24 protein-coding genes and 1 tRNA gene are annotated in these 26,408 nt (G+C 30.6%); 1 reads left to right on the top strand and 24 read right to left on the bottom strand.

Going from position 1 to position 26,408, the window contains the following annotated elements:
- Positions 1 to 17: 17 nt before the first annotated feature.
- From L8V82_RS05010 to L8V82_RS04930, 17 genes are all read right to left on the bottom strand, one after another.
- Complete coding sequence (locus L8V82_RS05010; protein WP_263724213.1) at positions 18 to 2,762, bottom strand: RecB-like helicase; 2,745 nt, start codon at positions 2,760 to 2,762, stop codon at positions 18 to 20.
- Complete coding sequence (locus tag L8V82_RS05005) at positions 2,759 to 5,146, bottom strand: PD-(D/E)XK nuclease family protein (protein WP_263724212.1); 2,388 nt, start codon at positions 5,144 to 5,146, stop codon at positions 2,759 to 2,761. Before L8V82_RS05005 ends, L8V82_RS05010 begins: the two co-directional genes overlap by 4 nt.
- A complete protein-coding gene (locus L8V82_RS05000; RefSeq protein WP_263724211.1) occupies positions 5,146 to 5,658 on the bottom strand; it encodes a FixH family protein in 513 nt (170 codons plus the stop codon). The genes L8V82_RS05005 and L8V82_RS05000 overlap by 1 nt, the downstream gene beginning before the upstream one ends.
- Positions 5,659 to 6,174, bottom strand: coding sequence for a hypothetical protein (locus L8V82_RS04995; RefSeq protein WP_263724210.1), 516 nt, complete (start codon positions 6,172 to 6,174; stop codon positions 5,659 to 5,661).
- 56 nt (positions 6,175 to 6,230) lie between these two features.
- Positions 6,231 to 6,332, bottom strand: a complete 102-nt coding sequence (locus L8V82_RS04990; protein WP_087685197.1) for a hypothetical protein — start codon at positions 6,330 to 6,332, stop codon at positions 6,231 to 6,233.
- Between the two features lie 2 nt (positions 6,333 to 6,334).
- The gene (locus L8V82_RS04985) at positions 6,335 to 6,547 is read right to left on the bottom strand and encodes a DUF4006 family protein (protein WP_263674778.1); all 213 of its coding nucleotides are present in this window, start codon (positions 6,545 to 6,547) and stop codon (positions 6,335 to 6,337) included.
- Complete coding sequence (gene ccoP / locus L8V82_RS04980; protein WP_263674777.1) at positions 6,547 to 7,425, bottom strand: cytochrome-c oxidase, cbb3-type subunit III; 879 nt, start codon at positions 7,423 to 7,425, stop codon at positions 6,547 to 6,549. The genes L8V82_RS04985 and ccoP overlap by 1 nt, the downstream gene beginning before the upstream one ends.
- Positions 7,425 to 7,628 carry a cytochrome c oxidase, cbb3-type, CcoQ subunit gene (locus L8V82_RS04975; protein ID WP_039617636.1) on the bottom strand — a complete coding sequence of 68 codons (204 nt, stop codon included), beginning with the start codon at positions 7,626 to 7,628 and terminating at the stop codon, positions 7,425 to 7,427. Before L8V82_RS04975 ends, ccoP begins: the two co-directional genes overlap by 1 nt.
- An 8-nt stretch (positions 7,629 to 7,636) precedes the next feature.
- Positions 7,637 to 8,302: a cytochrome-c oxidase, cbb3-type subunit II gene (ccoO, locus tag L8V82_RS04970; protein WP_087700416.1), complete on the bottom strand. Its 666-nt coding sequence runs from the start codon at positions 8,300 to 8,302 to the stop codon at positions 7,637 to 7,639.
- An 11-nt stretch (positions 8,303 to 8,313) separates the two neighbouring features.
- The gene (gene ccoN, locus L8V82_RS04965; protein ID WP_263674776.1) at positions 8,314 to 9,780 is read right to left on the bottom strand and encodes a cytochrome-c oxidase, cbb3-type subunit I; all 1,467 of its coding nucleotides are present in this window, start codon (positions 9,778 to 9,780) and stop codon (positions 8,314 to 8,316) included.
- A 116-nt stretch (positions 9,781 to 9,896) separates the two neighbouring features.
- Positions 9,897 to 10,559, bottom strand: a complete 663-nt coding sequence (locus L8V82_RS04960; RefSeq protein WP_263724209.1) for a sulfite exporter TauE/SafE family protein — start codon at positions 10,557 to 10,559, stop codon at positions 9,897 to 9,899.
- Positions 10,556 to 11,674 carry a glutamine-hydrolyzing carbamoyl-phosphate synthase small subunit gene (gene carA / locus L8V82_RS04955; protein WP_263724208.1) on the bottom strand — a complete coding sequence of 373 codons (1,119 nt, stop codon included), beginning with the start codon at positions 11,672 to 11,674 and terminating at the stop codon, positions 10,556 to 10,558. The genes L8V82_RS04960 and carA overlap by 4 nt, the downstream gene beginning before the upstream one ends.
- Positions 11,671 to 12,222, bottom strand: coding sequence for a DUF507 family protein (locus L8V82_RS04950; RefSeq protein ID WP_263724207.1), 552 nt, complete (start codon positions 12,220 to 12,222; stop codon positions 11,671 to 11,673). Before L8V82_RS04950 ends, carA begins: the two co-directional genes overlap by 4 nt.
- Before the next feature lie 61 nt (positions 12,223 to 12,283).
- Positions 12,284 to 12,799, bottom strand: a complete 516-nt coding sequence (locus L8V82_RS04945; protein ID WP_412175313.1) for a MotE family protein — start codon at positions 12,797 to 12,799, stop codon at positions 12,284 to 12,286.
- Entirely contained in the window at positions 12,799 to 13,218 is a 420-nt protein-coding gene (locus L8V82_RS04940; RefSeq protein WP_263674775.1) for a flagellar FliJ family protein, read from the bottom strand. Before L8V82_RS04940 ends, L8V82_RS04945 begins: the two co-directional genes overlap by 1 nt.
- Positions 13,215 to 14,465 carry an adenylosuccinate synthase gene (locus L8V82_RS04935; RefSeq protein WP_263724206.1) on the bottom strand — a complete coding sequence of 417 codons (1,251 nt, stop codon included), beginning with the start codon at positions 14,463 to 14,465 and terminating at the stop codon, positions 13,215 to 13,217. The genes L8V82_RS04940 and L8V82_RS04935 overlap by 4 nt, the downstream gene beginning before the upstream one ends.
- Before the next feature lie 25 nt (positions 14,466 to 14,490).
- Positions 14,491 to 14,588, bottom strand: a tRNA-Sec gene (locus L8V82_RS04930).
- 188 nt (positions 14,589 to 14,776) lie between these two features.
- Between L8V82_RS04930 and L8V82_RS04925 the strand changes: the two genes are divergently transcribed.
- A complete protein-coding gene (locus L8V82_RS04925; protein WP_263724205.1) occupies positions 14,777 to 15,382 on the top strand; it encodes an outer membrane protein in 606 nt (201 codons plus the stop codon).
- Between the two features lie 36 nt (positions 15,383 to 15,418).
- Here L8V82_RS04925 and putP read toward each other — a convergent pair whose 3' ends face one another.
- The 7 genes from putP to L8V82_RS04890 form a co-directional block, all read right to left on the bottom strand.
- Entirely contained in the window at positions 15,419 to 16,900 is a 1,482-nt protein-coding gene (gene putP / locus L8V82_RS04920) for a sodium/proline symporter PutP (protein ID WP_263724204.1), read from the bottom strand.
- 14 nt (positions 16,901 to 16,914) lie between these two features.
- Positions 16,915 to 20,412, bottom strand: a complete 3,498-nt coding sequence (locus tag L8V82_RS04915; RefSeq protein WP_263724203.1) for a bifunctional proline dehydrogenase/L-glutamate gamma-semialdehyde dehydrogenase — start codon at positions 20,410 to 20,412, stop codon at positions 16,915 to 16,917.
- Positions 20,413 to 20,552: 140 nt separating this feature from the next.
- Positions 20,553 to 21,584 carry a selenide, water dikinase SelD gene (gene selD / locus L8V82_RS04910; RefSeq protein ID WP_263724202.1) on the bottom strand — a complete coding sequence of 344 codons (1,032 nt, stop codon included), beginning with the start codon at positions 21,582 to 21,584 and terminating at the stop codon, positions 20,553 to 20,555.
- Positions 21,581 to 22,159, bottom strand: a complete 579-nt coding sequence (gene yedF / locus L8V82_RS04905) for a sulfurtransferase-like selenium metabolism protein YedF (protein WP_263724201.1) — start codon at positions 22,157 to 22,159, stop codon at positions 21,581 to 21,583. Before yedF ends, selD begins: the two co-directional genes overlap by 4 nt.
- Before the next feature lie 48 nt (positions 22,160 to 22,207).
- Positions 22,208 to 22,936 (bottom strand): winged helix-turn-helix domain-containing protein, encoded by a 729-nt coding sequence (locus L8V82_RS04900; protein WP_263724200.1) that lies wholly within the window; start codon positions 22,934 to 22,936, stop codon positions 22,208 to 22,210.
- A 54-nt stretch (positions 22,937 to 22,990) separates the two neighbouring features.
- The gene (gene fdh3B, locus L8V82_RS04895) at positions 22,991 to 23,560 is read right to left on the bottom strand and encodes a formate dehydrogenase FDH3 subunit beta (protein WP_263724199.1); all 570 of its coding nucleotides are present in this window, start codon (positions 23,558 to 23,560) and stop codon (positions 22,991 to 22,993) included.
- Positions 23,561 to 23,570: 10 nt separating this feature from the next.
- Positions 23,571 to 26,393: a formate dehydrogenase subunit alpha gene (locus tag L8V82_RS04890; protein ID WP_263724198.1), complete on the bottom strand. Its 2,823-nt coding sequence runs from the start codon at positions 26,391 to 26,393 to the stop codon at positions 23,571 to 23,573.
- Positions 26,394 to 26,408 lie beyond the last annotated feature (15 nt).

Below are 26,408 nucleotides of genomic sequence, written 5' to 3'. Positions count from 1 at the left end.
TTTAATAAAATAGATTATTAAACCTCCGCTATCTCCACTTTATCCTTTAAAACATATACCAAAAAAACCTTAGTGGAAGTCTTGGCTAAGATTTTTTCTATGGCTTCTTTGTAAAGCAAAACTTGCTTTTTATGCTCGTTTAAATTTAAACCCGTTTTATAGTCTATAATGATAGCTTCATTATCATCAAATGCAAGCATATCAAGCTGTTTTTGCTCACCTTTATAAGTGATGATTTGCTCTTTTAGTAGCTTTTTACCCACTAAAAGCGCGTTAAAGCTCTCATCTTTTAAAAGCATAGTAAGTCTTTTAAAAAGCTCATTAAAACCTTCATCATCTAAGTAAAAACGATATTTTTTATACACCATTTGCTTGCAAAATTCAAAATTACTTTTAGCGTTAAAGTCAAAATATTGCAAAAACTCATGCAAAGCCAAACCAAAATGTATTTGCGTACTTGAAAGATGACTTTTTACTTTAACTTCTTGCAAATTTACCTTTTGAAATTCTTCAAAGCTTTCTATTTGCTCTAAATTTTCTAAAGGCTCATTTGTTTTGACAAGCTGTTCTTCTATAATGCCTATTTGTTTTTCTTCATAGTCTTGAAAATAGCTCTTAAAGGTTTTAAAACTCTCATCGTTTTTTACAATAAAAAGAGAGTTTTTAGCTCTAGTAAGGGCTACATATAGACAATTTATCTCATCTTCTGCTTGAAGTTTTTCTCTTTTAGCTAAAAAAGCATTGTAATTTTGATCTTCAAGATATTTTCTAGCACTATGCCTGTATTTTACTTCCCAACCTTGCTCTAAATCATACTCAAACATTAAAGTTTCATTATCTGGAGCTTTTTTACTAAGTCTATCAAGTACGATTAAATTTTCAAATTCAAGCCCCTTAGATTTATGCACAGTCATAATACTTACTCCATCATCTTGAGCTTGTAAAGACTTTAACTCGCATGGAGCAAATAAAAAATCAAAAAAATTATCAAAAGTACTTGCATACTCTAAATATGCGATGAGATTAACATCGCTTAAATCAAGCTTTAAAACATGTACTAAGTATTTTAAAATCTCACTTACACTACGGTTTAAATCAAGCGTTATAAACTCAAGTTCTTTTTCTAAAATACTACTTGCAAAGTACAAACTAAACTCATCTTTAAGCACACAAGCCTTTGCATACTCAAAAAGCACTCTTACACTAATACAATCTATCAAAGCTACATTGCTTTGCGTATAAGCTTTAATGTCATTTTCTTCAAGAAATTCTTTCATTAAAGTAGCGTCTTTGTTAATCCATACCAAAATGCAAATTTCACTGAGCTTTACGCCTTTTTCTAAAAGCTTTTGGATGATCTTTAAAACTTCTTTGCCACTTGCTTCATGTAAAGAACTTTTTGGTGGGATATGATTTTGCAAAACTTCCACATATCCACCTTCTTTAATGCTTTTTTGCAAAGTAAAGCTAGGATTTAAAAAGCTATCAAAAAATTTATCTTTAAAGACTTCATTTACATAATCAACAATGATCTTTTTACTGCGATAATTAGTATCTAAATGCTCTAATTTAATTTGTGGAAAATCTTTTAAAAGCTTATCAAAAAGCTCTTTTTTACCCCCTCTAAAACCATATATGCTTTGCTTTTTATCCCCCACATAAAAAAAGCTTCTGTTTTTTTTCACTCCCTCGCCTGAAACAAGCTCAGCAATGATGGGTTTTAAAATTTGATACTGCAAAACATTAGTATCTTGAAATTCATCGATTAATAAATGCGAAATATAACCATCAAGTCTAAAATAAATCAAATCTTTGTTAGTTTCATCACTAATTAACTCATGAGTTTTTAAAGCTATATCTGAAAAAGTCAATGCATTTTGCTTAGCATTATTTTCATTTCTTGCTTCTTTAAAATGCTTCAAAAGCTTTGCAAGCATACTAATGCGATAATTTTCCATTTGAGTAAAATACTCTTTTGCGCTTTGTAAAAACTCTGCTCTTTTTTGTAAAAATTCACTATCGATGACTTTTACAAAATATTTTTTATCTAAATCACAAATAATAGGTTTAGTAAAGAAATCTTCTATGTTTTCAAATTCGAAATTTTTTTGATAGTTTTTATCTGTGCTTAAATTTCTTGCATAAGTTATAAACTCACTTAAGCTTTTTTCTAAAAAAGTTTTATTTGGAAAATGCGCATTTTGTATAGAAATTATCTCACAAGATCTTTCATACAAGCTTTCAAGATTTTGTAAAAAATCACTTTTACTTTTTGTTTGGACAATGTAATAAGCTAAAGCTCTTAATTCTTCTTCGTCTAATTTAGAAATGAAATTTTTATAACTATCTTGACTTTCTATAATGTCAAAATCACTCATAAGACCTAAATTTAAAGCAAAAGAACGAATGATTTGTGAAAAAAAGCTGTCAAAAGTGTAGATATTAAGCTTAGATCTTAAAAACTCATCTTTGTATTTTTCTCTTAAAGCTATAAGCTCATCTTTGCTTTTACCTAGCATTTTCATAAGCTCATTACACTCTGCTTTATTCTCTCCATTTTCAAGCACATCAAATTCTAAAAAGGTTTTAAAAACCCTTTCTTTCATTTCGCTTGTAGCTTTATTAGTAAAAGTAAGGGCTAAAATTTCATTAATCTTAGCTCCCATTAAAACCAAAGCTACAAAACGCACACTTAATGCAAAAGTTTTCCCACTTCCTGCACTAGCTTCCAAAGCTAAAAAAGGTTCAAAATGATAACTCAAAGCTTAAACTCCTTTTTATAAAGCATGGTATAAGGACTATAGGTATTGTCGTTTTTTTGATTAAAAAATTCTTTTTCCAAAGGTTCTTTAGCAAGCTCATTAAGTAAATCTTTCAGTTCTTGTACGCTCTTACTTTTAGCATTTTCATGTATGATTTTGATATTTTTTAGATCATAAAAACAAGCTTTTGTATTTAATAAGGTATTTTGACTTTCTAATAAAAACTTATAAAAAGCAAGTTGATAAGACTTTTCATCTGCTTTGCCACTTTTATAATCTATAATCAATCTTTCATTGCCATTATTATCTACTCTATCTAAAAAGCCTATGGCATGAATTTTCACTCCATTTTCTGCAATAAATTCTTTTCTTGGTGGATTAAATTCGCATTTTTCCACCACATAACCTTGCTTAAAATGCTCATTTTCAAGTGTTTGAAATTCTTTAAATATAGTTTGTATTAAAGCTAAATTTAGCGCATCAACTCGGTATTGTTTAATGTTTTTTACCACTTGCATAAAAACTTCATAATCAAAATGATTTTTAGATTTTTGTGTATAATAAAGCTCTAAAGCCTTATGGATAAAACTCCCCAACTCATTTGCTCTAAGTGTATCATCTAAAGTCTTTGGCTCTTTTAATCTTAAAACATACTTATAATAATAATCCAAACCATAATACACAAGAAGATGAAATCTTGAAAAAGAAAGATCACTTTGAAAATAATCATGTTTTGCTTTAATACTTACAATAGGTTCAAGATTAAAAGTGCATGGATAAGTTTGGAAATATTTCACATAAGCATTATTGCTATAAGTTTTATCTTCATAAAGCGGAAATTCAAGTTCATTTAAAAATCTTGATTTGATTTTTTCTTCATTTTCCACATAAGAAATTCCAACTAATTTTGCCTTGGCTATTAAAGTATAATAATAATGTCTTTGTAAATTTTCTCTTTGAGCATGAGTGATAAGTCCTGCTTTTTTGCGAATTTCATTGTTTAAAAATAACTCGCTTGAAACTCTTTTTGGGATAAACTCATCATTAAAATCAACTATAATTACCCCATCATATCTAAGCCCCCTACTTTCTAAAAGTCCCATTACAGTAACTTCACCACCACCAACACTGCTTAGTTTTATACTATCAATTTGCATAAAAAATAATTCTAAAATTTGCACAAAGCTTAACTTGTGTGTTTTTACAAGCTCTTTGATAAAAATAAGCTCTTGATATATATAATTTTTTAACTCCTCATCACTATCTTCTAGCAAATTAAAAATAAAATTCTCAAAAAAATCATAAGAAATATTTTCATCAAAAAGCTTTTTAAACTCTGCAAAATCAACGTTAGAAGAAAAAAAGTGTAAATTGCACAAATGTTTGTTTAAATTACACCTTTCATAAAATTCTTTATTTTCTTCATACTCAAACTCATCATCTTTAGCACTTTCATACAAAGACTTTAATCTATGATAAAAAAGTGTGTTTTTAATACTCTCTCCACTTGCATAGTTTAAAACATTGTTTTTATCATAAAGTCTTAAAATATCTACAAAATTCTCATCAGGAGTAATCACTACAATATCTTTTGCGTTTATACCGGATTTTAAAAAAGAATTAATTTTTTCAAAAACAAAAGCAGCTTGTAAAGATCTTAAATGAAAACTTTTGTAACTAATTTTACTTTCTTTTAAAAAGCACTCTTCTTTTAAAATTGTTTTTTGATTTACATCAAACAAATAAGCATGATTTTCCTTAAGATAAAGTCCTTGTAAAAAGCTAAGAGTATTTAAAAAATCTTTATTAAATTTAGTGCAATTAAACTGCACTTTAAGAGGAAGTATTTCCTTAACTTTTAACAAAAGCTCTACTTCAAAGGCATTTAAAAAACCTTGAAAATCAAAAATAATCTCATCATAATTTTTTAAAAAATCGCTATTAATTTCATAATCTAGTGGCAAAGAAATATCATCATATAATTTTTGCTCTTTTAATAAAGTAAGATAATTTTTAAAAAGCTCTTCTAAAATTTGCAAATGCTCATCATATTGAGCATAAGCATCATGAAATTTTAATGAGTTGATATCTTTTTTTTCTAAACTAAGCTCTTTAAAGAAACTAAATAAATAAGCATTGTTTTTTAAGAAAGCAAAAAAATTACTCGGTATTTTTAAACTTTGCTCTAAATTTTTAGTTTGCTCACAAGCCTTTTTCATCAAAAGCAAACACTCATAATGAGTTGCTTGAAAATGTGGAGAAAAAACTAATTTTTGCATAAATTCAGCTATACTCATAGCCGGTTCTACTAAACTATCAATCTGTAGTTTTTTCTCATAATATTTTCTTAAAGCCCTTAGTGAGCTAAATACAAAAAGCTTCATTATCTAGTTTGTAAAAAGAATTTAAAAAATCCTACACTATTTTCATCTTGAGTGATTTTTAAAAGTATTTGCCATACGCCTTTTTCTTTGGTATTAAAATCAAATACCAAATCACTTCCTTCTAATTTTGCTTGTAAATTCTTATCATTTACATTTGTATGTGGGCGTGAAAGTAAAGTTTGAATTTGAAGCTTACTTAAGTCATAATCTTTTAAATTTTCAATAGCAATTCTCAGCTCATTTTGTCCTTCATTGATATAATAAACTTGATTTTTCTTATGCATAAAGCTTTCTTTGTCTTTAATGCTTAGCTTAAAATTTTCATCAAAAGTCTTTTGTCTGTTTTGAATTTCATTATAATTTAACTCAACATTTTGATAAGAATCAAAATAAAAATTATCTTCATACACAGGGGCTTTGCTTGCAATAAAAACCGTAACAATACAAGCTATAACAATAAGCCCTAAAGAAATCAAAATACCATAAGGCCAAAATGTTTTTTGATTTTGCATTTATCTTCTCCTTTTGATTTTTCTTTGAACTAGCATTAAAATTGCGACACATAAAAAGCCATAGATTAAAATTCTCATGATATTTAAAGTATCACGATTTGAATTTCCATAAAAAGGTTTTATATTAAAATGATTTGCCACTTGATCGGCAATATCTGCATAGCCATTTAAAATAGCAGCATTATAAATATCTTTTTGTTTAGGATTTGCAAGTATAGGTAAAATCGTTCCTTTTTCAGGATAAGGACTTAAAACACCTTCTTTATCAAAATACTTCATAGCATCATCACTTGCAAGTATATCTACCTTATGCGAAGCTTTAGAAAACACAAGCAAAATATATGGCTTGCTCAAATTAGCTTCATAGCTTTTTAAGCTTTCAAAGTCTTTTTTATCACTTAATGCTAAGGCTATATTAACTCCGGTTAATTCATGGATTTGTTTAGAACTTGAAGTGATATTTTGTTCTATTGCGGTATTTAAGATGTTATCATTTAATAATATTTCAGCATGCAAGAAATTAGCAAAGCAAATAAAAATGGCGGTTAAAAAACCGCCCTTAAATGTATTTTTCATCCTATAAAAAGATGATTTACAGTTAAAACCGACCAAGCAGTAATTCCTGCTGCTACAACTAAGCCAGCTATGATTAAGTATTCAAGAACTTTTGCCATAATCATTCCTTTATGATGATATGTTCTTCTCTTTTAGAGTCAAACATTTTAATTTGCTCTGCTTTTTCTAATTTATAAGGTTTTTGCATTACATCTTGCTGTGCTTTTAAACCCCAAACAGTAAGTCCAGCTAAAATCGATAATAATAAAACAGTTGCTATTAACATTCCACTAACACCTGAAAGTGAAAATACACATCTATTTGAATTTTCCATTATTCACCCCTTGAAAGAGAAATTGCATATTCACTAACTGCTTCTTTTTGAAGCTCGTTTAATAAACCATTGTTAAAGTGAGGCATTACACCTATGCTACCTGCTTTACCACGATTTAAAACATCTACTACAAACTCAGCACTACCGTATTTTGATAAATCCGGAGCTACTAATTGTCCATCAATAGTTCCTTTTCCGTCCTCTCCATGACATACTGTACAAGTTACAAAAAGCTCTTTTCCTTTTGCCACAAGCTGAGGATTTTCAGTTTTTTTAATCGCTGAAATTTCAGAGGCAACATAAGCTGCAATTGCAGGGATATCAGCTTCATCTATGCCATTATCAGCTGCGCTTAACATCTCACCCATAGGATAATTCATACCTTTAGAACCTTTAGTAATTACTTCTATAAGTCCTTCTTCTGAACCCCAAATGTTAAGATTTTGTGCTTTTCCATTAATACCATCACCTGTAATTCCATGACAAGAAGAACATTGAACCAAGAAAATATTTTTACCCATTTCTTGTTTATCTTGTGCACTTAAATTTGCAAATTTCTGTGCAAATTTTTCATTATGCGCTTGTACTTCTTTGTTATACTCACCAATTTGAGAATAACTATTTAAAGGATATCCCCAAAGGAAATACCATATACACCATACTATAGACAAGAAAAACACCACAGCCCAACCAAGTGGTATAGGATTTTTAAACTCGCCTATACCATCCCAGCTATGTTCGCTTAGCTCACCTTGGCTTTTTTCTTCTTTCATACTTTTAAATAATTTTCCTACCACAACAAGCGTAATTAGTATGATAAGAATTGCTCCGATAAAAGATAATAAATTAACATTATCTTGTAAATTCAACCATTGCATTAAGCACTCCTTTTATTTTGCTCTAAAACACGATCACTGATTTCATCATGCAATGCTAAATCAGCATATTTTTCATAGTTTCTTCTACCTGTTTTTTCAGATCTATATAAATGAAACCAATAAGAATACAAAACTACCACTAAAAACACTACAAGAGCAAAAAAACCATAAGCTTGTAGCTCTCTTATTAGTTCTAAATCCATGGTTTTTCCTATTTTAAGCTATTAAGATACGCGATTAAAGCTACAATTTCTCTAATTTCGCCTCTAGCAAACGCATCTTTAACATCTTGATTTTTCATTTGATCTACTATAGCTTGAGCCTCTGCTTTAACTTCTGCTTGAGCCTCTTCCCAAGTACCAAGTTTTGTACCATTTTCAACATCGTAAGGCACATTGAAAACTTTTTTCACAGTCAATGCTTCTGCATAAGCTGTTTCTATGTTTGCATTATTGCTAAACATATGTTTATAAGCTGGCATAATAGAACCAGGAACAACTGAAACTGGATCCCACATATGATTTTCATGCCAATCTGTAGTTCTAAAATTACCTATACGTAATAAATCAGGTCCGGTTCTTTTTGAACCCCATAAAAATGGTCTATCATAAGCATATTCACCGCTAACTGAATACATACCATAACGATCTGTTTCTGATTTAAAAGGACGAATAAGTTGTGAATGACATGCATTACAACTTTCTTTAATATAAGCATGACGTCCTGCAAGTTGTAAAACCGTATAAGGCTTTTTACCTTCAATTGGTCTTGCATTTTGAGCAAAATCAGGTAAAACTTCTACAATACCCGCATATGCAATCACAATAAATACCGCTACAGCAAAAAAGAATGGATTTTTTTCTAACCAACTAAACATATTTTTCCTCCTTATGCTGCCATAGGTGAAGCACTTTTTGGTTCTTTATCAAGTACTCTACCCACTGCGATTGATTTGTAAATATTATAAACAAACATGAAAAATCCTACTAAGTATAACAAGCCGCCCACAGCTCTAATCCAATAGTAAGGAATAATAGCTTCAACAGTATCGATGAAAGTATAAAGTAAGTTACCATACTCATCTGTAGCTCTCCACATCATACCTTGAGTAATACCTGCTATCCACATAGAACTAAAGTACAATACTATACCTGTGGTTTGAATCCAAAATTGAGCTTCCATTAGTGATTTACTATATAGCTCTCTTTTAAACATTCTAGGCACCATATGATAAAGTGCAGCCATAGTCATAAAGCCAACCCAACCTAAAGTACCATCATGAACATGCCCTGGAATCCAATCTGTAAAGTGTGCTAATGCATTAACTGATTTAATAGAAAGAATAGGACCTTCTAAAGTTGAGAACATATAGAAAGTTGAAGCTAAAATCATAAATTTGATTAATGGACTTTCTCTTAATTGACTCCACTCACCTTTCATAGTAAGTAAGATATTAATTGCTGAACCCCAAGAAGGTAAAATAAGTACAATTGAAAAAACTGAACCCATAGTTTGCATCCAATCAGGCACAGTAGAATAAATCAAGTGGTGCCCACCTGCCCATAAATAAACAAACATTAAGCCCCAAAATGCAAATAAAGACAATTTATAAGAGAAAATTGGTTGACCGCTTTCTTTTGGTAAGAAATAATAAATTTGAGCAATAATACCAACAGTGAATACAAATGCAACAGCATTGTGTCCATACCACCATTGAACTAACGCATCATTTGTTCCTGCATACATAGAAACACTATGCCACCAATCGCCCATTCCACTTACAAAATATGTTGGTACAGCCATATTATTAAATAGATAAAGCATTGCTATACCTAAGAAAGTAGCTATATAATACCAAAGTGAAACGTATAAAGTTTTTTCACGGCGAATTCCAATAAGTCCAAAAATACTTACACCCCATAAAACCCAAACTAAAACTACCAATATATCAAGTGGCCATTCAAGTTCAGCATACTCTTTTGAAGTACTAACACCTGCAAACAAAGTAATAACAGCTATAATCATAGTGATCATATAAAGCCAAAAATGTAATTTACCAATAAACATTAAAAAGCTTGATTCTGCCATACTAACTTTTAGCACACGCTGACCAATATAATACCATGTAGCCCAAATTCCTGAGAGCATAAAACCAAAAATTACACCTGAAGTGTGTAATGGTCTAAGTCTTGAAAAAGTACCATACTCACCGGCTAAATAGTTTAAATCCGGATAAGCCATTTGAAAGGCAATAAGCGTTCCAATAGCCATACCAATAACACCAAACAATAAGGTAGCAAACATAAAATATTTAGCAACCGTATAGTCATAGTTTAATGCATTTCCTGGGTGCATTTCCTCTCCTTAAGTTTTTTTCTGCAATTATGCAATCTTTATATTATATGATATTTAATATCTTTTTTAGCTTAAATTATGTCAAATTATTTATTATTTATTAATAAATTATAATGTTATCGCGTGAATATAAAACCTGTATAAGAAAAATACACGCCATAAAAAAAGATTAAAATATAAGAAATCGAACTAGCTATTTTTTGAAATTTTTCATTTAATGTTTTAGAAAAATAAGCAAAAAATATCAATGCAGGCAAGGTTGAAAGTCCAAAAACAAGCATAATTAATGCTGACAAATAAATATTTTGCACACTCATACCAAAGGCTATATAAAAATATACCAATCCACAAGGTACAAAACCATTTAAAAATCCTAAAAAAAGAGTATTTTTTAAAGACTTATTTTGAATTAGTTTGGGAATATTTTTTTTGATGATACAGTCAAAAATTAAAGATCTTTCAAAAAAAGCTAAAAATTTTCCTTTAAAAATTAAAGCACAAGCTAAAATCATCATAAAAAGCCCAATAATAAAAAACATTACACCTTTTGCAAATTCGTTAAAAGAAAATAAATTTCCAAAAATTCCAAAAAATACGCCTAAGCAAACATAGGCAAAAATTCTAGATAAATGATAAGAGAAAATCAAAAGAGAAAAAGGGAGTTTAATTTGCTTTGAAAGCTGAGTATAAGCCAAAACAAAGCCTCCGCACATTCCATAGCAATGTCCAAAGCTTGAAAGAAAAGCTATACTCGCTAAAGCAATAAAATCTAAATTCACAAAAGCTCTAAAAATTCTTTAAAAATATACTTGCTCTCATGTGGCCCTGATGAGCTTTCTGGATGGTGTTGTACTGATATAATAGGATAATTTTTATATCTTACACCCTCTACATTGTCACCAAATAAATTTCTATGAGTAATTGTTGCAACCTCTGCTATTTCTTCAGGAACATTATAGTTATGATTTTGTGCTGTGATTTCTACTGTGTTATTTGTAAGGTTAATTACTGGGTGATTTGCTCCATGTTGACCAAATTTCATCTTATAAGTTTCATAACCAAAAGCATTACTTAAAAGTTGGTGTCCTAAACAAATACCTAGCATAGGAATTTTTGCTTCTGCTAATTTTTTAATCTCTGCGATTTCATCTTTTAAAATTCTTGGCTCACCTGGCCCATTAGATAAAAATACTCCATGAATCACGCCTTTTTGGTATAAATCAATCAAATCTTTTGCCTTGATATTATAAGGAAAAACTTCTACTTCAAGCCCCACGCTTACAAGTTCATTTAAAATATTTTCTTTTACACCATAATCAATCACAGCTACTTTTTTACCACTTGCTTTTACATTCTCATAAGCTTTTTTGCTATGATCCCAAGCACCTTTACTATGCTTATAAGAGCTTTTAGTGCTAACTTGAGCTACATAATTTACCTCATCGATTTTAGCACTAGAAAGAAGCATTTTCTTAAGTTCTTCTTTGTCTTTAATTTCAGTAGATATTACTGCTCTTAAATTGCCTTGATCTCTAATCATTTTAACTAAAAATCTTGTATCAATTTCGCAAAGTCCTATTTTGCCATGGTTTTTCAAATAAGCACTTAAAGAATTGTTAGCTCTAAAATTAGAATAATCTTCATTTAATTCTCTTATAATCATACCGCTAGCAAAAACTTCTTTGCTTTCATTGTCTTCATCATTAACACCAACTATACCAATTTCTGGCATCGAAAATACCACAAACTGACCTGCATATGAAGGATCAGAAATAATCTCTTGATAGCCCGTTAAAGAGGTATTAAAAACAAGCTCTCCAAAAAAAGTTCCACCTTCTCCAAAAGCCTTTGCGCTTAAAAAAACATCATTTTCTATATAAATATAAGCTTTCATAAAAGTCCCTTTTTTCTAAGCTCTTCTTGATACAGCTTTTCAAATACTAATTCATATTCCTCAGAACCTGGGATAAGTTTTCTTTTATAATTTGAAATTTTTTCATAAACCAAATCTTCTAAATTTTCATACTCTTTTAAATAAGACATAATACTTGAAAAGATGAGATTTTTCACGCGATTTTCTGATACATTATAATTTATTAAATCCTCTTCTACTAAATTTTCTAAAATTTTATGAGAAAGATTGTTGTATCTATCTTCACTATCAAGTATAAATTTAAATTCATTTGCTAATTTTTTCTTAATCATCCAAAACATACTTTTTCTATCTATTTGCATAAACTCAATTTCATCTTCCTGACTTTCCAAAAGCTCTTTTGCTTTTTCATCAAGCTTACGCTCGTTTAAAACATCTATTTCTATAATCTCTTTTGCTATTTTTAAAAGTTTTTGACTATCATCTTTGATTTTTACAAAAGAAGAATGCATTAAATCAAGTATTATTTTATTTGCTATATAAGGTATATGAGCTGGTTTGATACGCATTTATTCACCTTTTTATTTTTATTGAAATAATACTAAAAAAAAGGTAAAAACTGCTTAAAACTTACTGCGAACTTGCATTTTGATCTAAATTTTTTAAAAGTAATGTTAAATCCGAAGCTTTTTTAGGCTCCATTTTTGCCATAATAGATGAAATTTTTCTAGGATCTAGCGAAAGTAGAATTTTTGAAGCTTCATCAGGCTCCATTTCGCTTAATATACCTGCCACAGCCACATCTTTCATCTTGGCATAGATTTCTGTAATACGTCCCATAGTTTTATCATTAATAACTTGAAGATTTTGCTTAGTTGCTTCTAATATACGCTCATTTTGTTCTTTTAAGCTTTTGATTTGCTCTAAACTTGCATTAATATCAGCTTCTTTTTGCATTAAAGCTTGCATTTTTTCTTTTTGTAAAGCTTCAAAAGATGCTCTATAAGCTTCCAAGCTTTGTCTTGCTTCATCATATTCTCTAATTTGTTCTTGCATTTGTTCTTTTCTTGCTTCAAAATACTGCTCACAATTTTGCTGTGCATTTACAAAATTTAAAAAAATTAATAAAAATATTATTTTTTTCATTATTTATCCTTATTAAAATGCCTTGTTATAGCAAGTTCATCTATAAATTTTTCTTCTTCTTTTTGCAAAGCTTTTTGGATTTTTTTTAATTCTTCATTTTCTAAAACTTTAATTTTTTCAAATTCTAAATGAGCTTTTTTATATAAGTGCTGATGGTGTGCTAATTCTTTTTTAGTTAAATCCAATTTTTGCTTAACTCTTTGCTTGCCTTCTCTTGCAATTTCTTGCATTTTTAAAGACGATCTTAACAAAGTTATAGAGCCCTTATCGGCTAAAGTTAAGCTTTCGCAAGTTTTTGAAGCTTCTTTAAGCTCTTCTTCACACTGCAAAAGCTTTTGTCTTGTTTTAGTTAAATTTGCTTCTGCTTTATCAAGCTGTTGTTTTCTAAGCTTAATTACAGAAGAATATTTGCTTTTCATAAAATGATAGTATCTTCTCTTTCAGGACTTGTAGAGATATAACCTACTTTAACACCACTTAATTCTTCTAAACGTTTAATGTATTTTTTAGCATTTTCAGGTAGTAAATCATAATCCCTAATTCCTGCAACTTTATCCCAGCCTTCCATTACTTCATAAATAGGTTTAGCATTTTCTAAATCACAAGGCACATAGTCTATTTCTTGCCCTTTATATTCATAAGCTTTACAAATTTTAACACTTTCAAAACCATCTAATACATCAAGTTTCATTAATGATAAAATATCTAAGCCATTTAATCTTGCAGTATATCTTACCGCAACCGCATCAAACCAACCGCATCTTCTTTTTCTGCCTGTGCTTACTCCGATTTCTTTACCAATAAGCCCTATTTTTTCACCATCTTCACCTAAATCTTCACTTGGAAAAGCTCCATTTCCTACTCTTGTTGTATAAGCTTTTACTATACCTATAACTTTTCCAATTTCTTTTGGATTTAATCCCAAACCACTTAAAGCTCCAGCTGAAATAGTCGTTGAACTAGTAACATAAGGATAAGTTCCATGATCAATATCCAGCATTGATCCTTGCGCACCTTCTAACAATACTTTTTTATCCTCATCCAAAGCTTTCCAAAGCATTCTTGTAGTATCTGTAATATATGGTGCTAAAACTTCTTTAAAGCGTTTTAAATCTTTTAAAATTTCATCATAACTAGGCATTGCAATACCTAAAGCATCAAAATAAGTTTTTTTAAGTTCAAAATCTTTCATTAAATTTTCACAAAGTTTTTCAGGCTCTAGCAACTCCCCTACTCTATGTCCATTACGACTTATTTTATCTTCATAGCTTGGCCCTATACCCTTGCCTGTTGTTCCTATAGCTTTATCGCCTTTAAGTCTTTCTCTTGCTTGATCAATCAAAGCATGGTGATTTAAATTTAAATGAGCTCTATCGCTTATAAACAATCTTCCTTCTAAATTTTCAAATTGAGCCATTTCGCTAATTAATACATCAGGATTAACTACAACTCCATTTCCTATAACATTAATACATTGCTTATTTAAAACACCTGATGGCATTAAATGTAAAGCATATCTTATACCATCAACCCATATAGTGTGACCTGCATTATGTCCGCCTGCACTCCTGCAAACATAATCATAATTTTCACATAGTTTATCAACTATCTTACCTTTACCCTCATCACCCCATTGGATACCAACTACAATATCTGCTTTACTCATAAAAAACTCCATTTTGACTTAAATTTGGCGAGAAGGTGAGAGAATCGAACTCCCCAAAAAGTAGTCAACTACCCTTTCATCTGATTTGAAGTCAGTGGCCATCACCAGATAAGCTAACCTTCCAAAAATTATATTATATCTTATAAATTTATATATTAGAATAAAATAATTAGTAAATATATATTTTTACAAAAATGAAAAATAATTATACTTATAAAGTAAAAATTAAAAAATATTTCATATAATTAATAAAAAATAATATAATTTTTTCAATTATGTTATTATAATTTTAAACATATAAAGGAGAATACATGAAAATCATAAAAAAGAGTATTTTCTTTTTACTTTTATTTGCCACTCTTTTAAATGCAGAAAATAATGGTTTTTTCATAGGTGGAGGAATTTCTAGCACAGGAAACAAAGATACAACAAGCATTATCGGAGAAAAATATAAAGATAACTCACAAGATATTGTTTTTAATCTAATTGTGGGATATAAATATTTCTACACTCCTCAACTTGGCGCTAGAATTTATTTTAATCACGAATCAAGTTCAATAGACTATGGAGTGGTAACTCAAGCTAAAGAAGCAGGTTGGAATGAATATACGATTAATTTAGATACTTTATATAATTTTACCTCAAATGAAACAAATATGGGTGTTTATGGTGGATTATTTGCAGGTTATACTGATTGGGATTTTGTGAATTCTACAAATATAGAGAAAAAAGGATTCATTAGTGGAATTAATTTTGGTACAAGAGCAAATTTTAACAATCATCATAGTATAGAATTGGGTGCTAAAATTCCTTTTATAAGAAGTTCTATTTCAGATTGCAAAGAAAATATTTTTCACACAAGCACAAAAACTCAAAGAATATATAGCACACAATTAAAATATATCTATAGTTTTTAAAGGTAATTCTTACAAAGAATTACCCACAAAAAAACTTTAAAGATGTTTTAACATTGTTTCATAAGCTGCTTTAGTTCCTGGGCGAACTTTAGTTACCAAGCTCACTAAAACAATCACAATAGATGCAGCTAAAAATCCTGGGATGATTTCATAAATAGGAAAATTAAGCCACTCAGCCAAGAAATTTTTATATGCTACAACTACAACTGCACCTGTAATCATACCTGCAATAGCAGCATATCTAGTCATTTTTGACCAAAATAATGAAAAGAGCATTACAGAACCAAAACTTGCTCCAAACCCTGCCCAAGCATAAGCTACTATGCTTAATACGCTTGAGTTTTTATCAGTAGAAATAACAAAAGCTATCACGGCCACTGCTAAAACACCAAATCTACCTAAAGTCATTACCATTTTATTAGACGCTTCTTTATTGAAAATTCTTTTATAAAAATCTTCTGCTATAGTCGAACTTGAAACAAGCAATTGTGAACTTGCTGTACTCATAATAGCTGCCAAAATAGCGCTTAATAAAATACCTGCTATCCAAGGATTAAAAAGTAATTGTGACATTACGATAAAAATCTTTTCAGGATCTTGTAAACTAAGTTCAAATTTACTCACATAAGCTATACCTAAAACACCTATCAAACAAGCACCAATTAAAGATATAACCATCCAAGAAATTCCTACAAAAGTAGCAGTTGGGATGTCTTTAGTTGAGCGTATAGACATAAAACGCACCAAAATATGCGGCTGACCAAAATATCCAAGCCCCCAAGAAAGAGCTGAAACTATACCTAAAAAGCTTAATCCTTCTCGCATAGAAAAAGTATTTGGCTTAATTTCTTTGACTATATTAACAGCTTCACTAAAGCCACCCAAATGATAAATCATCACTATAGGCACGATAATCAAGGCACTCATCATTAATAAACCCTGAATCAAATCCGTCCAACAAACTGCCTTATATCCACCCAAAAATGTATAAGCAACTATAATCACAGTTCCTGTAGTTAAAGCATAATCATATTGAATTCCAAAAGTTGCTTCAAAAAGTTTTGCTCCACCTACAAGTCCTGAAGAAACATAAAAAGTAAAGAAAATCAAGATAACAATAGCACAAACCACTCTTAATATATGCTTATCATCATCAAACCTTGTCTCAAAATAATCAGGTATGGTAATAGAATTTGCAATCACACTAGTATAAATTCTAAGTCTTTTTGCTATAAAAGCCCAGTTTAAAAACGCTCCTATACTAAGACCTATTGCAATATAACTTTCAGCTAAACCACTTACATATAAAGCTCCTGGCAAACCCATTAAAAGCCAACCGCTCATATCAGAAGCTCCAGCACTAAGTGCTGAAACCACCGGTCCCATAGAACGACCACCTAAAAAATAATCCTCTGAATTTTTATTTTGTTTATAAAAATAAAATCCGATAAAAAGCATTAATGCTGAATATGCAACAAACATTATCGCAATTTGAGTATTAATGTGTACAACCTCCATTTATTCTCCTTTTTTTATTTTAAAGCACGAATGCCTAAATTTCCATAACGATGGAAAGATATACTTAAAGCTTTTTCATTATGATATAAAAGCAACTCAAAACGTCCATTCATTAAAGGCTTAGCATTAGCAATGATTTTTGCGCAACTTGCTGCCTTTATGAAAATTTCATCATTAACATCTAATGGAGCAAAATAACGAATTCTTTCATAATCAGCTATTTTGCTAATGAAATTTTCTTTACTTTCTTTAAGGAATAAAGTTTTTGAACTAATTTTTTGATTAATCTTTTGCACAAGATCTATTTTTTCATGCTCATCATAACTTAAAATAAGATCAATATTTAGCACACTAGCTGCTAAAATAACCCCTAAAATATCTTTTAAACTATCATCTTTATGCACTCTATAAGCGATATTTTTAACCTTTGTATAAGAAAAAAGATTATCCTCGCCTCTTATATTGACATAATCTTTCGCACTTGCAAATTCATTCTTTGCATGATAAGCATAACTTCTTGCCATAGCTTTAATGACTTCAAAATCGGCTTTATCTTTTTCATTTAAATCTAAGCTTAAAGCATTTAAATTTAATACTAATTCATTGTCTAAGACATTTTGATCAGCTTGACTTTGCTCTATATCTAAAAATTGGGTAATATAATTATAAATTCCAACTTTTCTACCAAAGCCAATGGCTGATTTTTTAATACCACCAAAAGGCTGTCTAAGAACTATAGCTCCTGTTGTTGGTTTATTAATATAAATATTTCCTGCCTCTATGTGAGTATGGAAGTACTCCCATTCTCTCTCATCTAAACTTTCAAATCCTGCTGTAAGTCCATAACCTGTCGAATTTACTATATCAATAGCTTCTTTTAAATCTTTTGCTTTCATTACGGTTAAAATTGGCGCAAAAAGCTCATTCATGTGCGTAAAATCACCTTTTTTAGTACCATATTTAATCCCTGGAGTTAGAAGATAAGGATTATCATCTACAAATTTAGGTTTTAAAGCCCAACTTTCATATGGAGCTAACTCATCTAAAGCTTTTTGTAATTTCACATCTGGTTTATCTGCTAAAGCTCCAAGTTTATTTTTAAATACAAATGGATTTCCAACCGCCATGGAACTAGCAGCATCTACCAAAGTCTTTTTAAACTCTTCATCATTATAAACTTCTTCTTCTAAAACTAGTAAAGAAGTAGCAGAGCATTTTTGACCTGAATTTGAAAATGCTGAATGAATGATATTTTTAATCGCACTATCACGATCGGCAAATTTAGAAACAATAGTTGCATTTTTACCGCCTGTTTCAGCGCTTAAAAGTAAGGTTGGATTAGCTTTGAGCATTGCATAAGCGGTTTCTTCCCCACCGGTTAATACTGAAAATTTCACGCTTTGATCAACAAGTAAGTATTTTGATATATCACTACCTTTAGCAGGTAAGAAAATCAAAGCATCTTTAGGAATTCCTGCATCCCAAAAACATTTACAAAGCATATAACCTGTTAACATCGATAAAGATGATGGTTTATATATTACTTTATTTCCTGCGGCCAAAGGTGCTGCTATGGTTCCTACTGAAATACCTACTGGGAAATTCCATGGCGCAATCACCACGCCTATGCCTTTTGCTTTAAAATTAGTATTAGGATTTTGCTCTTTTAATTTTTCTAAAGAATGTGGGTAAAATTCTAAAAAGTCTATAGCCTCACTAACTTCAGGATCAATTTCTAAGAAAGTTTTTCCTACTTCTAAAGCTGCTATACCTATTAAATCTCCTCTACGATCTCTAACAAGTTGAGCAGTTTTTGCTAAAATTTTATAAATTTCATCATGACTTAAATCGCTAAAATTCGAGCTCTTAGCTACATCTAAAGCGTATTTGATCTCTGCTTGGCCTGCTAAATGTGCTTTACCTATAGTGCGATTTTTGATTTTATCTTTAACTTCTACTACTTGCAAATTTTCATTTTTAATTTCTTCTTTTGCAACCGGATAGACATCATAATTTTCTAAATTTTCATATTTAGTTCTTATATTTTTAGCCCATTCTCTATTTGCTTTTAAGATAAAATCTGTGTCAGGTTCGTTTTTAAATTCTTTACTCTCATAAGAACTAATAGCTTTTGTTTCATTATTTCTATCTTGAGTTCTATGAGTAGAATTATCCAAACTAGCAACGCCTTCTAAAGATTTTATAAATAATTCTTTTTGTATCTGCCAATTTTTATCATTGATTTTAAGATTGAAAAAATATCTCATGAAATTATCTTCACTAGTATTTTCATCAAGTCTTCTTACTAAGTATGCAATAGCATTGTTAAAATGTGCTTCATCGCAAACTGGTGCATAAAGTATAAGATCATGCATTTTAGAAAGTTCATAAGAGCATTGCAAACTCATACCCTCAAGCATTTCAAAAGTAAAAGATGATAAAGCTCCAGCTTGTGAAATTCTAGTATAAGCATAAGCAATTTCAAATAAATTATGACTTGCAATACCTACATTAATATATTTATGATTATCTCCCTCTAAGACAAAATCAAGCATTTTTTTATAATTGCTATCGGTGTCAATTTTTTTATAAAAAGTAGGTAGAGCCCAACCTCTTTGTGAGGCTATAGTTTCTTCACTTTCCATATTCGCTCCTTTAACAAAGCGAATTTTTATAGGCTTCATACCTTTTAAAACTCTTTCTTTAGAAAAAGCAAAAAGTTTTTTCAAATACTCATAAGAATCAGGCAAATAAGCTTGCAAAACAATACCTGCTTTAATATCATATTTTGCAACACTTTCCATAAAAGCTTCAACAGTTAATTCTAAATCTCTAAATTCTTCCATATCAAGATTGATAAATTTAGACACACCTTGCTTTTTTTCTTCCTCTAAAGCAAGAGCATATAATTTATCCAATCTTTTTACCACCTCATCTTTAGAGTATTCAAAATCAATAATATTGATTTGGGAAAAAATGGTAGTAATTTTAATAGAAATATAAGTAATATAGCTTGTTTTTAATGCTTCTTCATATTTTTTCATCCTATAAGCACTTTCAGCCTCACCCAAAACCTCTTCACCAATTAAATTTACATTTAAAGTGATTTTATCTTCATCTTTTCTTTTGCGCATATGAGGCTCTAAAACACCAGGATTTGCATCTAAAACCATAGCTTTAGTATCTTCTCTTAAATGCTTAATGAAAAATGGCACACTAAGAGTTGGTGCAAATTTTCCAAAATTTAAAAATGAAAAAAGTAAAAATTTTTCAAAAGCACTAAAAAAATCAGCTATACCATATTTGTTTAAAGTATGTTCTATAAGCTCAAAACTCGCACTTTTATCTTTACATCTAAAAGAGCGATCTAAAAGCTCAATTAACATTACTTTATTTTTAGGATTGTTTAAAAGTTTTTGCATTTTGGCGTGAAATTCTTTTTCGCTTTGAGAGATATTACTTTCTATCTTTCTTTGTAATTCTTCAGCTAATTGCAAAGCTTTTTGTATCATTTTTTCCTCCACTTTAATAGTTAATATGTATTTATGATACAAAAATTGCAACGAAAATCAACATATATTTATTTGTAATTTATTTTTTTATGTAAAAAAGTAACAAATATAAACATATATTTTTGATTGTAAATAAAATATTAGCGCAATAATAAATAATTATGAGTATTTCTTACACATCTAGCAATAATCTTTGCCTCTATATTATGATCTTTCAAAATTTTTAAAGCTTCAACTGATTCATTTTCACTCATACTAGCTAAAAGTCCACCTGAAGTTTGAGGATCAAAATACACTATATCCTCATCTTTTTCATTTAAATTATCAACCCAAATTTTTAGACTATCTTTATTTTTATAAGCTCCTGCTGGGATAATCCCCATATTAGCCATTGATAAAACTCCATCCATTAAAGGAATTTCATTTTTATACACTTCTATCATAAGCTCTTTATTTAACATTTCTTTTAAATGTCCCAAAAGACCAAAACCGGTAACATCACTTAAAGCACTAAGACTTTTAAACCTCTTTAAAATACGACTTGCATAAAGATTTAAAAAACCCATTTGTTCTACTGCTTTTAAAATCTTTGCTTTTTCTAGCAAACCAGCCTTGATAGCAGTACTAATAATACCACTACCTATAGGCTTAGTAAGTAAAATCACATCGCCATCTTTTGCGCTATTATTAGCTATAAATTTCTTAGGATGAACTACACCTGTTACACTAAGACCAAAAATAAATTCATCATTTTCTATAGTATGTCCACCTACTAGCACAGCGCCAGCTTCTTCAACCTTAACTCTAGCACCTTCTAACACTTCAAGTAAAATTTCATTATTAAAATGACAAGTATCAAAGCCTACAATATTTAAAGCATTAATCACCTCAGCGCCCATAGCAAATACATCACTTAAAGCATTTGCAGCAGCTATAGCGCCAAAATGATACGCACTATCAACCACGGGTGTAATAAAATCAAGAGTTTGCACCAAAGCTAAATCTTCATTTAGCTTATAAACACTTGCATCTTCATTATTATTAATACCACTTAAAATGTTTTCATGCGGTTTTAAAATGCCAAGAATTTTGTCAAGACCCACCGAGTCTAATTTGGCAGCTCAACCCGCAGCTTTTACATATTGGGTTAGTTTTTGATCTTTATATATCATAAAGAAATAATCTTTGCCTTTCCAAAAAGTTCATTTAAAATTTCATAAGCATTACCTATTTTACCTATTTTAAGCTCTTTGCTTTTGCCAAAAAATTCCAAACATGCCCCGCAACTATAAATTTCAACTCCTAAATTTTCAAGTTCTTTCATAGCTTCAAAAGCAATATGAGAGCAATCAGTATTCATCAAAACACTATCATTAACACAAAGGATTTTTGCAGGTTTATTAGATAAATCTTTTAGGGTTTTTAAAAAACCTAGCATTAGATTTTTTCCAAGTTCTCCCTCGCCCACTCTATCGCTTTTTAAAAATAACACATTGTATTCTTGTAAATTTTTTTCTTGAGTTTGAGCTATATTACTATCTTTTACAATGCTAATAATACTCTCATCATCTAAATCTTTAACACTAAATTCCAAATTTAAAGATTTTAAAAATCTCATTACATTTTCTTTAGAAGCTTGAGAATTTAAAAGAATTTCTAAATTTTCATTTTCTTTTAACTCTTCTAAAGCTTTTTTTGTTTCTATCACAGGACGCGGACAAGCTAAATCTCTACAATCAATTTTCATTTTTTACCTTTTTTGCTTAATGATATATTGTTATAACTTGTATTCAAATTAAGTTTTGTCTTTTTCTTGATTTTTCTTGAAAAATAATTCTTTAAAGCGTTTATTAGTGTATTCTTCTACATCTTGTTGTAAAATTTTAAAATTTTGAATTAACTCATAAGCTCTTGGAGTAAGCTTACTACCAGCTTCACTTCCTCTTCCTTTTTTAGCAATGAGTAATTCTTCTTTCATATTTTTTTCTAAATCTTGTATATAAAGCCATGCTTTTTTATAATTAATCCCTAGTTGTTTAGCCGCTTGGGAGATACTTCCACATTCTCCTACTAATTCTAAAATATCTGTTTTACCTTTACCAAAAAGCAATTCTCCTTCAGGATTTTCTACCCAAATTTTGCTTTTTACATGAAATTTTTTACCCTTTTTTTCTTCAAAACAACCAAGTTCACAGTATTTAACATCAATTTTATAAGTTTTAAGCGTGGCTCTCATATCAGCCATATTAAAGTTTTTAGCACATTCTAAAGCATCTTTACATGATATGCGACGCTTAGAATCTAATTTTACTTCCAATTTTTCTAAAATTTCACTTTTTGCTATATTTTTATTTAACTTGCCAAATTGACCTAGCTCACAATCTGAAATTTTTACACCTAATTCTTTTATAGCAGTTTGAAAATCTTCTTTAGAATAATGTTTTAAAAGTTCTAATGCTTTTTTACAAGTAAGTTTATTATTTTCATCAAGATTTTCTTGAATTTGTAAAATTAGCTCTTCCATGAATTAACCTTGGATTATAAGTAGTAAAAAGGGTGCTTGTAAACACCCTTTGAGTTATTTTATATCAAGTCCTAAATTTTGACCCTTGAGTAAAACTCTTTTTCTATACATTGCACTAACTTCAGCTGCATCGCCAACCAAAAGTGCATTTGTAGAACAAACCGCAGCACACATAGGTACTTTACCTTCTGCAATACGATTTTGTCCATAAAGTTCTCTTTCTTCATGAGAGTTAGTAGGCTCGGGACCACCTGCACACATAGTACATTTATCCATTTCACCCTTAATGCCAAAAGCACCATCTCTTGGAAATTGTGGAGCACCAAAAGGACATGCATAAAGACAATATCCACAACCTATACAAGTTTTTTTATCATGTAAAACAATACCATCAGCTCTAATATAAAAGCATTTTACAGGACAAACTTGCTCACATGGAGCGTCTGTACAATGTTGGCAAGCAAGAGTTGTTGAAAACTCTTTGCCTTCTATACCTTCATTTAAAGTGATTACTTTTCTTCTATTAATTCCCACTGGCACTTCATGCGCACTTGAACAAGCTACTTGACAAGCAAAGCAAGAAATACAGCGATTATTATCTACATAAAATTTCATTCTAGCCATAACTTACCCCTTAAGCCTTTTCAAGTCTGCAAAGTCCTGCGTTAAACTCAGAAATTTGCGTATTTATATCAAAACCATAGTTAGTAACCGTGTTAGAACTCTCCCCTATAGTATAAGGCTTAGTACCTTCAGGATAATTATAACTTAAATCCACTCCTTGCATAATGCCTGCAAAGTTATAAGGCAAGCAAATTCTATCTGGCGTAACTGAATGATTATGCACACATTTTACTTTAATCTTAGTGCCTTGTGGTGAGTGAATCCACATCATATCCCCATCATTTATGCCATATTTTAAAGCAAGTTCAGGGTGTACATTAGCAAACATCTCAGGTGTGATTGCAGCAAGATATTTACTAGTTCTCTCAAGCATACCCGCACCACTTAAATTTACTAAGCGCATACTTGAAATGATAGTTGGAAACTCTTTGCTCCAATCTGTTTTTTGTTGTTCGCTAATAAATTTACTCTCAACCCTAAAGTTTTTCTCTTGATCACCCCAAGTAGGATACTTTTTAACCAAATCCCAACGAGGCGAGTGAATAGGCTCTCTATGTAGTGGGATAGGATCAGCAAACTCCCAAACTTTCATTCTAGCTCTTGCATTACCTAAACAACAAGCACTTTTTTCCCTACATTTTTCTAAGATAATACCTGAAATATCTGTGCTCCAGCTAGCACCCATTAATTCTTTTTCACTATCGCTTAGTTTAATATTAAACACTTTTTCGATATTTGCTTTAGTAATTTGTGGGTAACCACCTTTAACTTTACATCCTTTTGGAGTAAAGGCTTCATCTGCTAATTGAGAATGCCCCTCATGCTCTAAACCAAAACGGTTTCTAAAGCCCATACCACCTTCTTCATAAGGCACATCAGTATTCCATAATATAGAAGTACCAGGGTGCTGTTTATCCCAACAAGGCCAAGGTAAGCCATAATATTCACCTTTAACTTCACCACCAATACCTCTTTGAGTATCAGGATCAAAATGTTCCCAATTTTGTTGGTGTTTTCTTAGACGCTCAGCTGAAATACCTCTTAAACCTATACTTAAAAGACCATTACTCATTTCTCTTGTAGCATCATCAGGCCATACGAAATTATCATCACTATCATCTCTTGTTTGCACAAGTTTATGATCTTTTAATTCCATTTTCATACCGCGAGTGTATTCTTTGTAAAAACCAAATTTTTTAGCAAAAGCAAACATAATTTCATGGTCTTCTTTACTTTCATAAATTGGTTTTACTACTTGAGAGCGCCATTGCATAGCACGGTTAGTCGCAGTTACATAACCTTCTGTTTCAAATTGAGTACAAGCAGGGATGATATAAATACCATCAGGACGATCTGCTAAAACTGCTACTTCATTTACAAAAGGCTCAGCGATTACAATCATATCAAGTTTTTTAAGTGCTTCTTGAATTTTTACCGTATGTGCCATAGAAGTAATACCCGTTCCTTGTACCCAAAGTACGCGGATAGGTGAGTTAGAATAAGTTTTTTCTTCATGTAAAACACCTTGCCACCATTTCGCTAGTGAAAAGCCTTTTTCATGCATCCATTCTTTAGAATAAAATCTTGAATTTAAATATTCTCTATCTACATTCCAAAAATTAGCAAAATGATTCCATGCATCATCACCTAAACCATAATAAGCCGGTAAAGTATCAGCTAAACAACCCATATCAGTAGCACCTTGAACATTATCATGACCTCTAATGATGTTTGTTCCTGCACCTGGCTTGCCTATATTACCAAGAACGAGTTGTAAGATAGCAAGAATTCTTGTGTTAGAGCTACCTACTGAGTGTTGAGTAATACCTAAAGCCCAAAATAGCGTAGCAGGTTTGATTGTAGCTAGCATTCTTGTGATTTTTTCAAGTTGAGCAGCTGGAACACCTGTTACATCTTCTACAACTTCAGGAGTCCATTTAGCAGCTTCTGCTTTTATTTCTTCAACCCCATAAGTTCTAGTTTTGATTAATTCTTTATCTTCCCAACCGTTTTTGAAGATCAAATGAAGCATACCATAAACTAAAGCTATATCTGTACCTGGACGAATTCTTACGTATTCATCAGCATGTACCGCAGTTTTTGTAAATACAGGATCTACAACTACCAATTTAGCATTATTACGATCTTTTGCTTGCAATAAGTGTTTAAATCCAATAGGATTAGCCACAGCAGTATTTGCACCAAAAATAATCATCATTTTTGAATGTTTAGTCACATCACCAAAATGATTTGTCATAGCGCCATAACCCCATGTATTCGCCACACCGGCGACTGTTGCGCTGTGTCAAATTCTAGCAACGTGGTCTATATTATTAGTACCCCAAAATGCTGCAAATTTTCTAAAATAATAAGCTTGTTGGTTATTAAATTTAGCCGAACCTAAAAACATAACGCTATCAGGTCCATTTTCTTTACGGATTTCAAGCATTTTATCACCAATTTCATTGATAGCTTGCTCCCAAGTTAAACGCACCCATTTACCGTTTTCTTTTTTCATAGGATATTTAATACGCTGTTTTGATTTAGTAAGATCGATTTGATCTATCCCTTTACAGCAGTGTGATCCTTGAGAAATAGGATGTTCTATAGCGTTTTCTTGACGCACCCAAACTCCATCTTGTACTTCTGCTTTAATTCCACAGCCTGCACTACAGATACTACAGATTGTTCTAACAATCTTAGAATCTGGATAAGGATTTGCTACTTCTTGTTCACTTGCAGCTCTAATAGCTTTGTTTTCACTACCAAAAGCCGCACTTCCAAGACCAGCAATACCAGCAAGCTTAAGAAAATTTCTTCTTGCTAATGCCATCTTCTTCCTTTCTTA

It is taken from the genome of Campylobacter sp. IFREMER_LSEM_CL2151 (assembly GCF_025771725.1).
GTDB lineage: Bacteria > Campylobacterota > Campylobacteria > Campylobacterales > Campylobacteraceae > Campylobacter_D > Campylobacter_D lari_C.
Note: the sequence above shows the minus strand (reverse complement) of the source record. Positions and strands in the feature narration are given on the sequence as shown.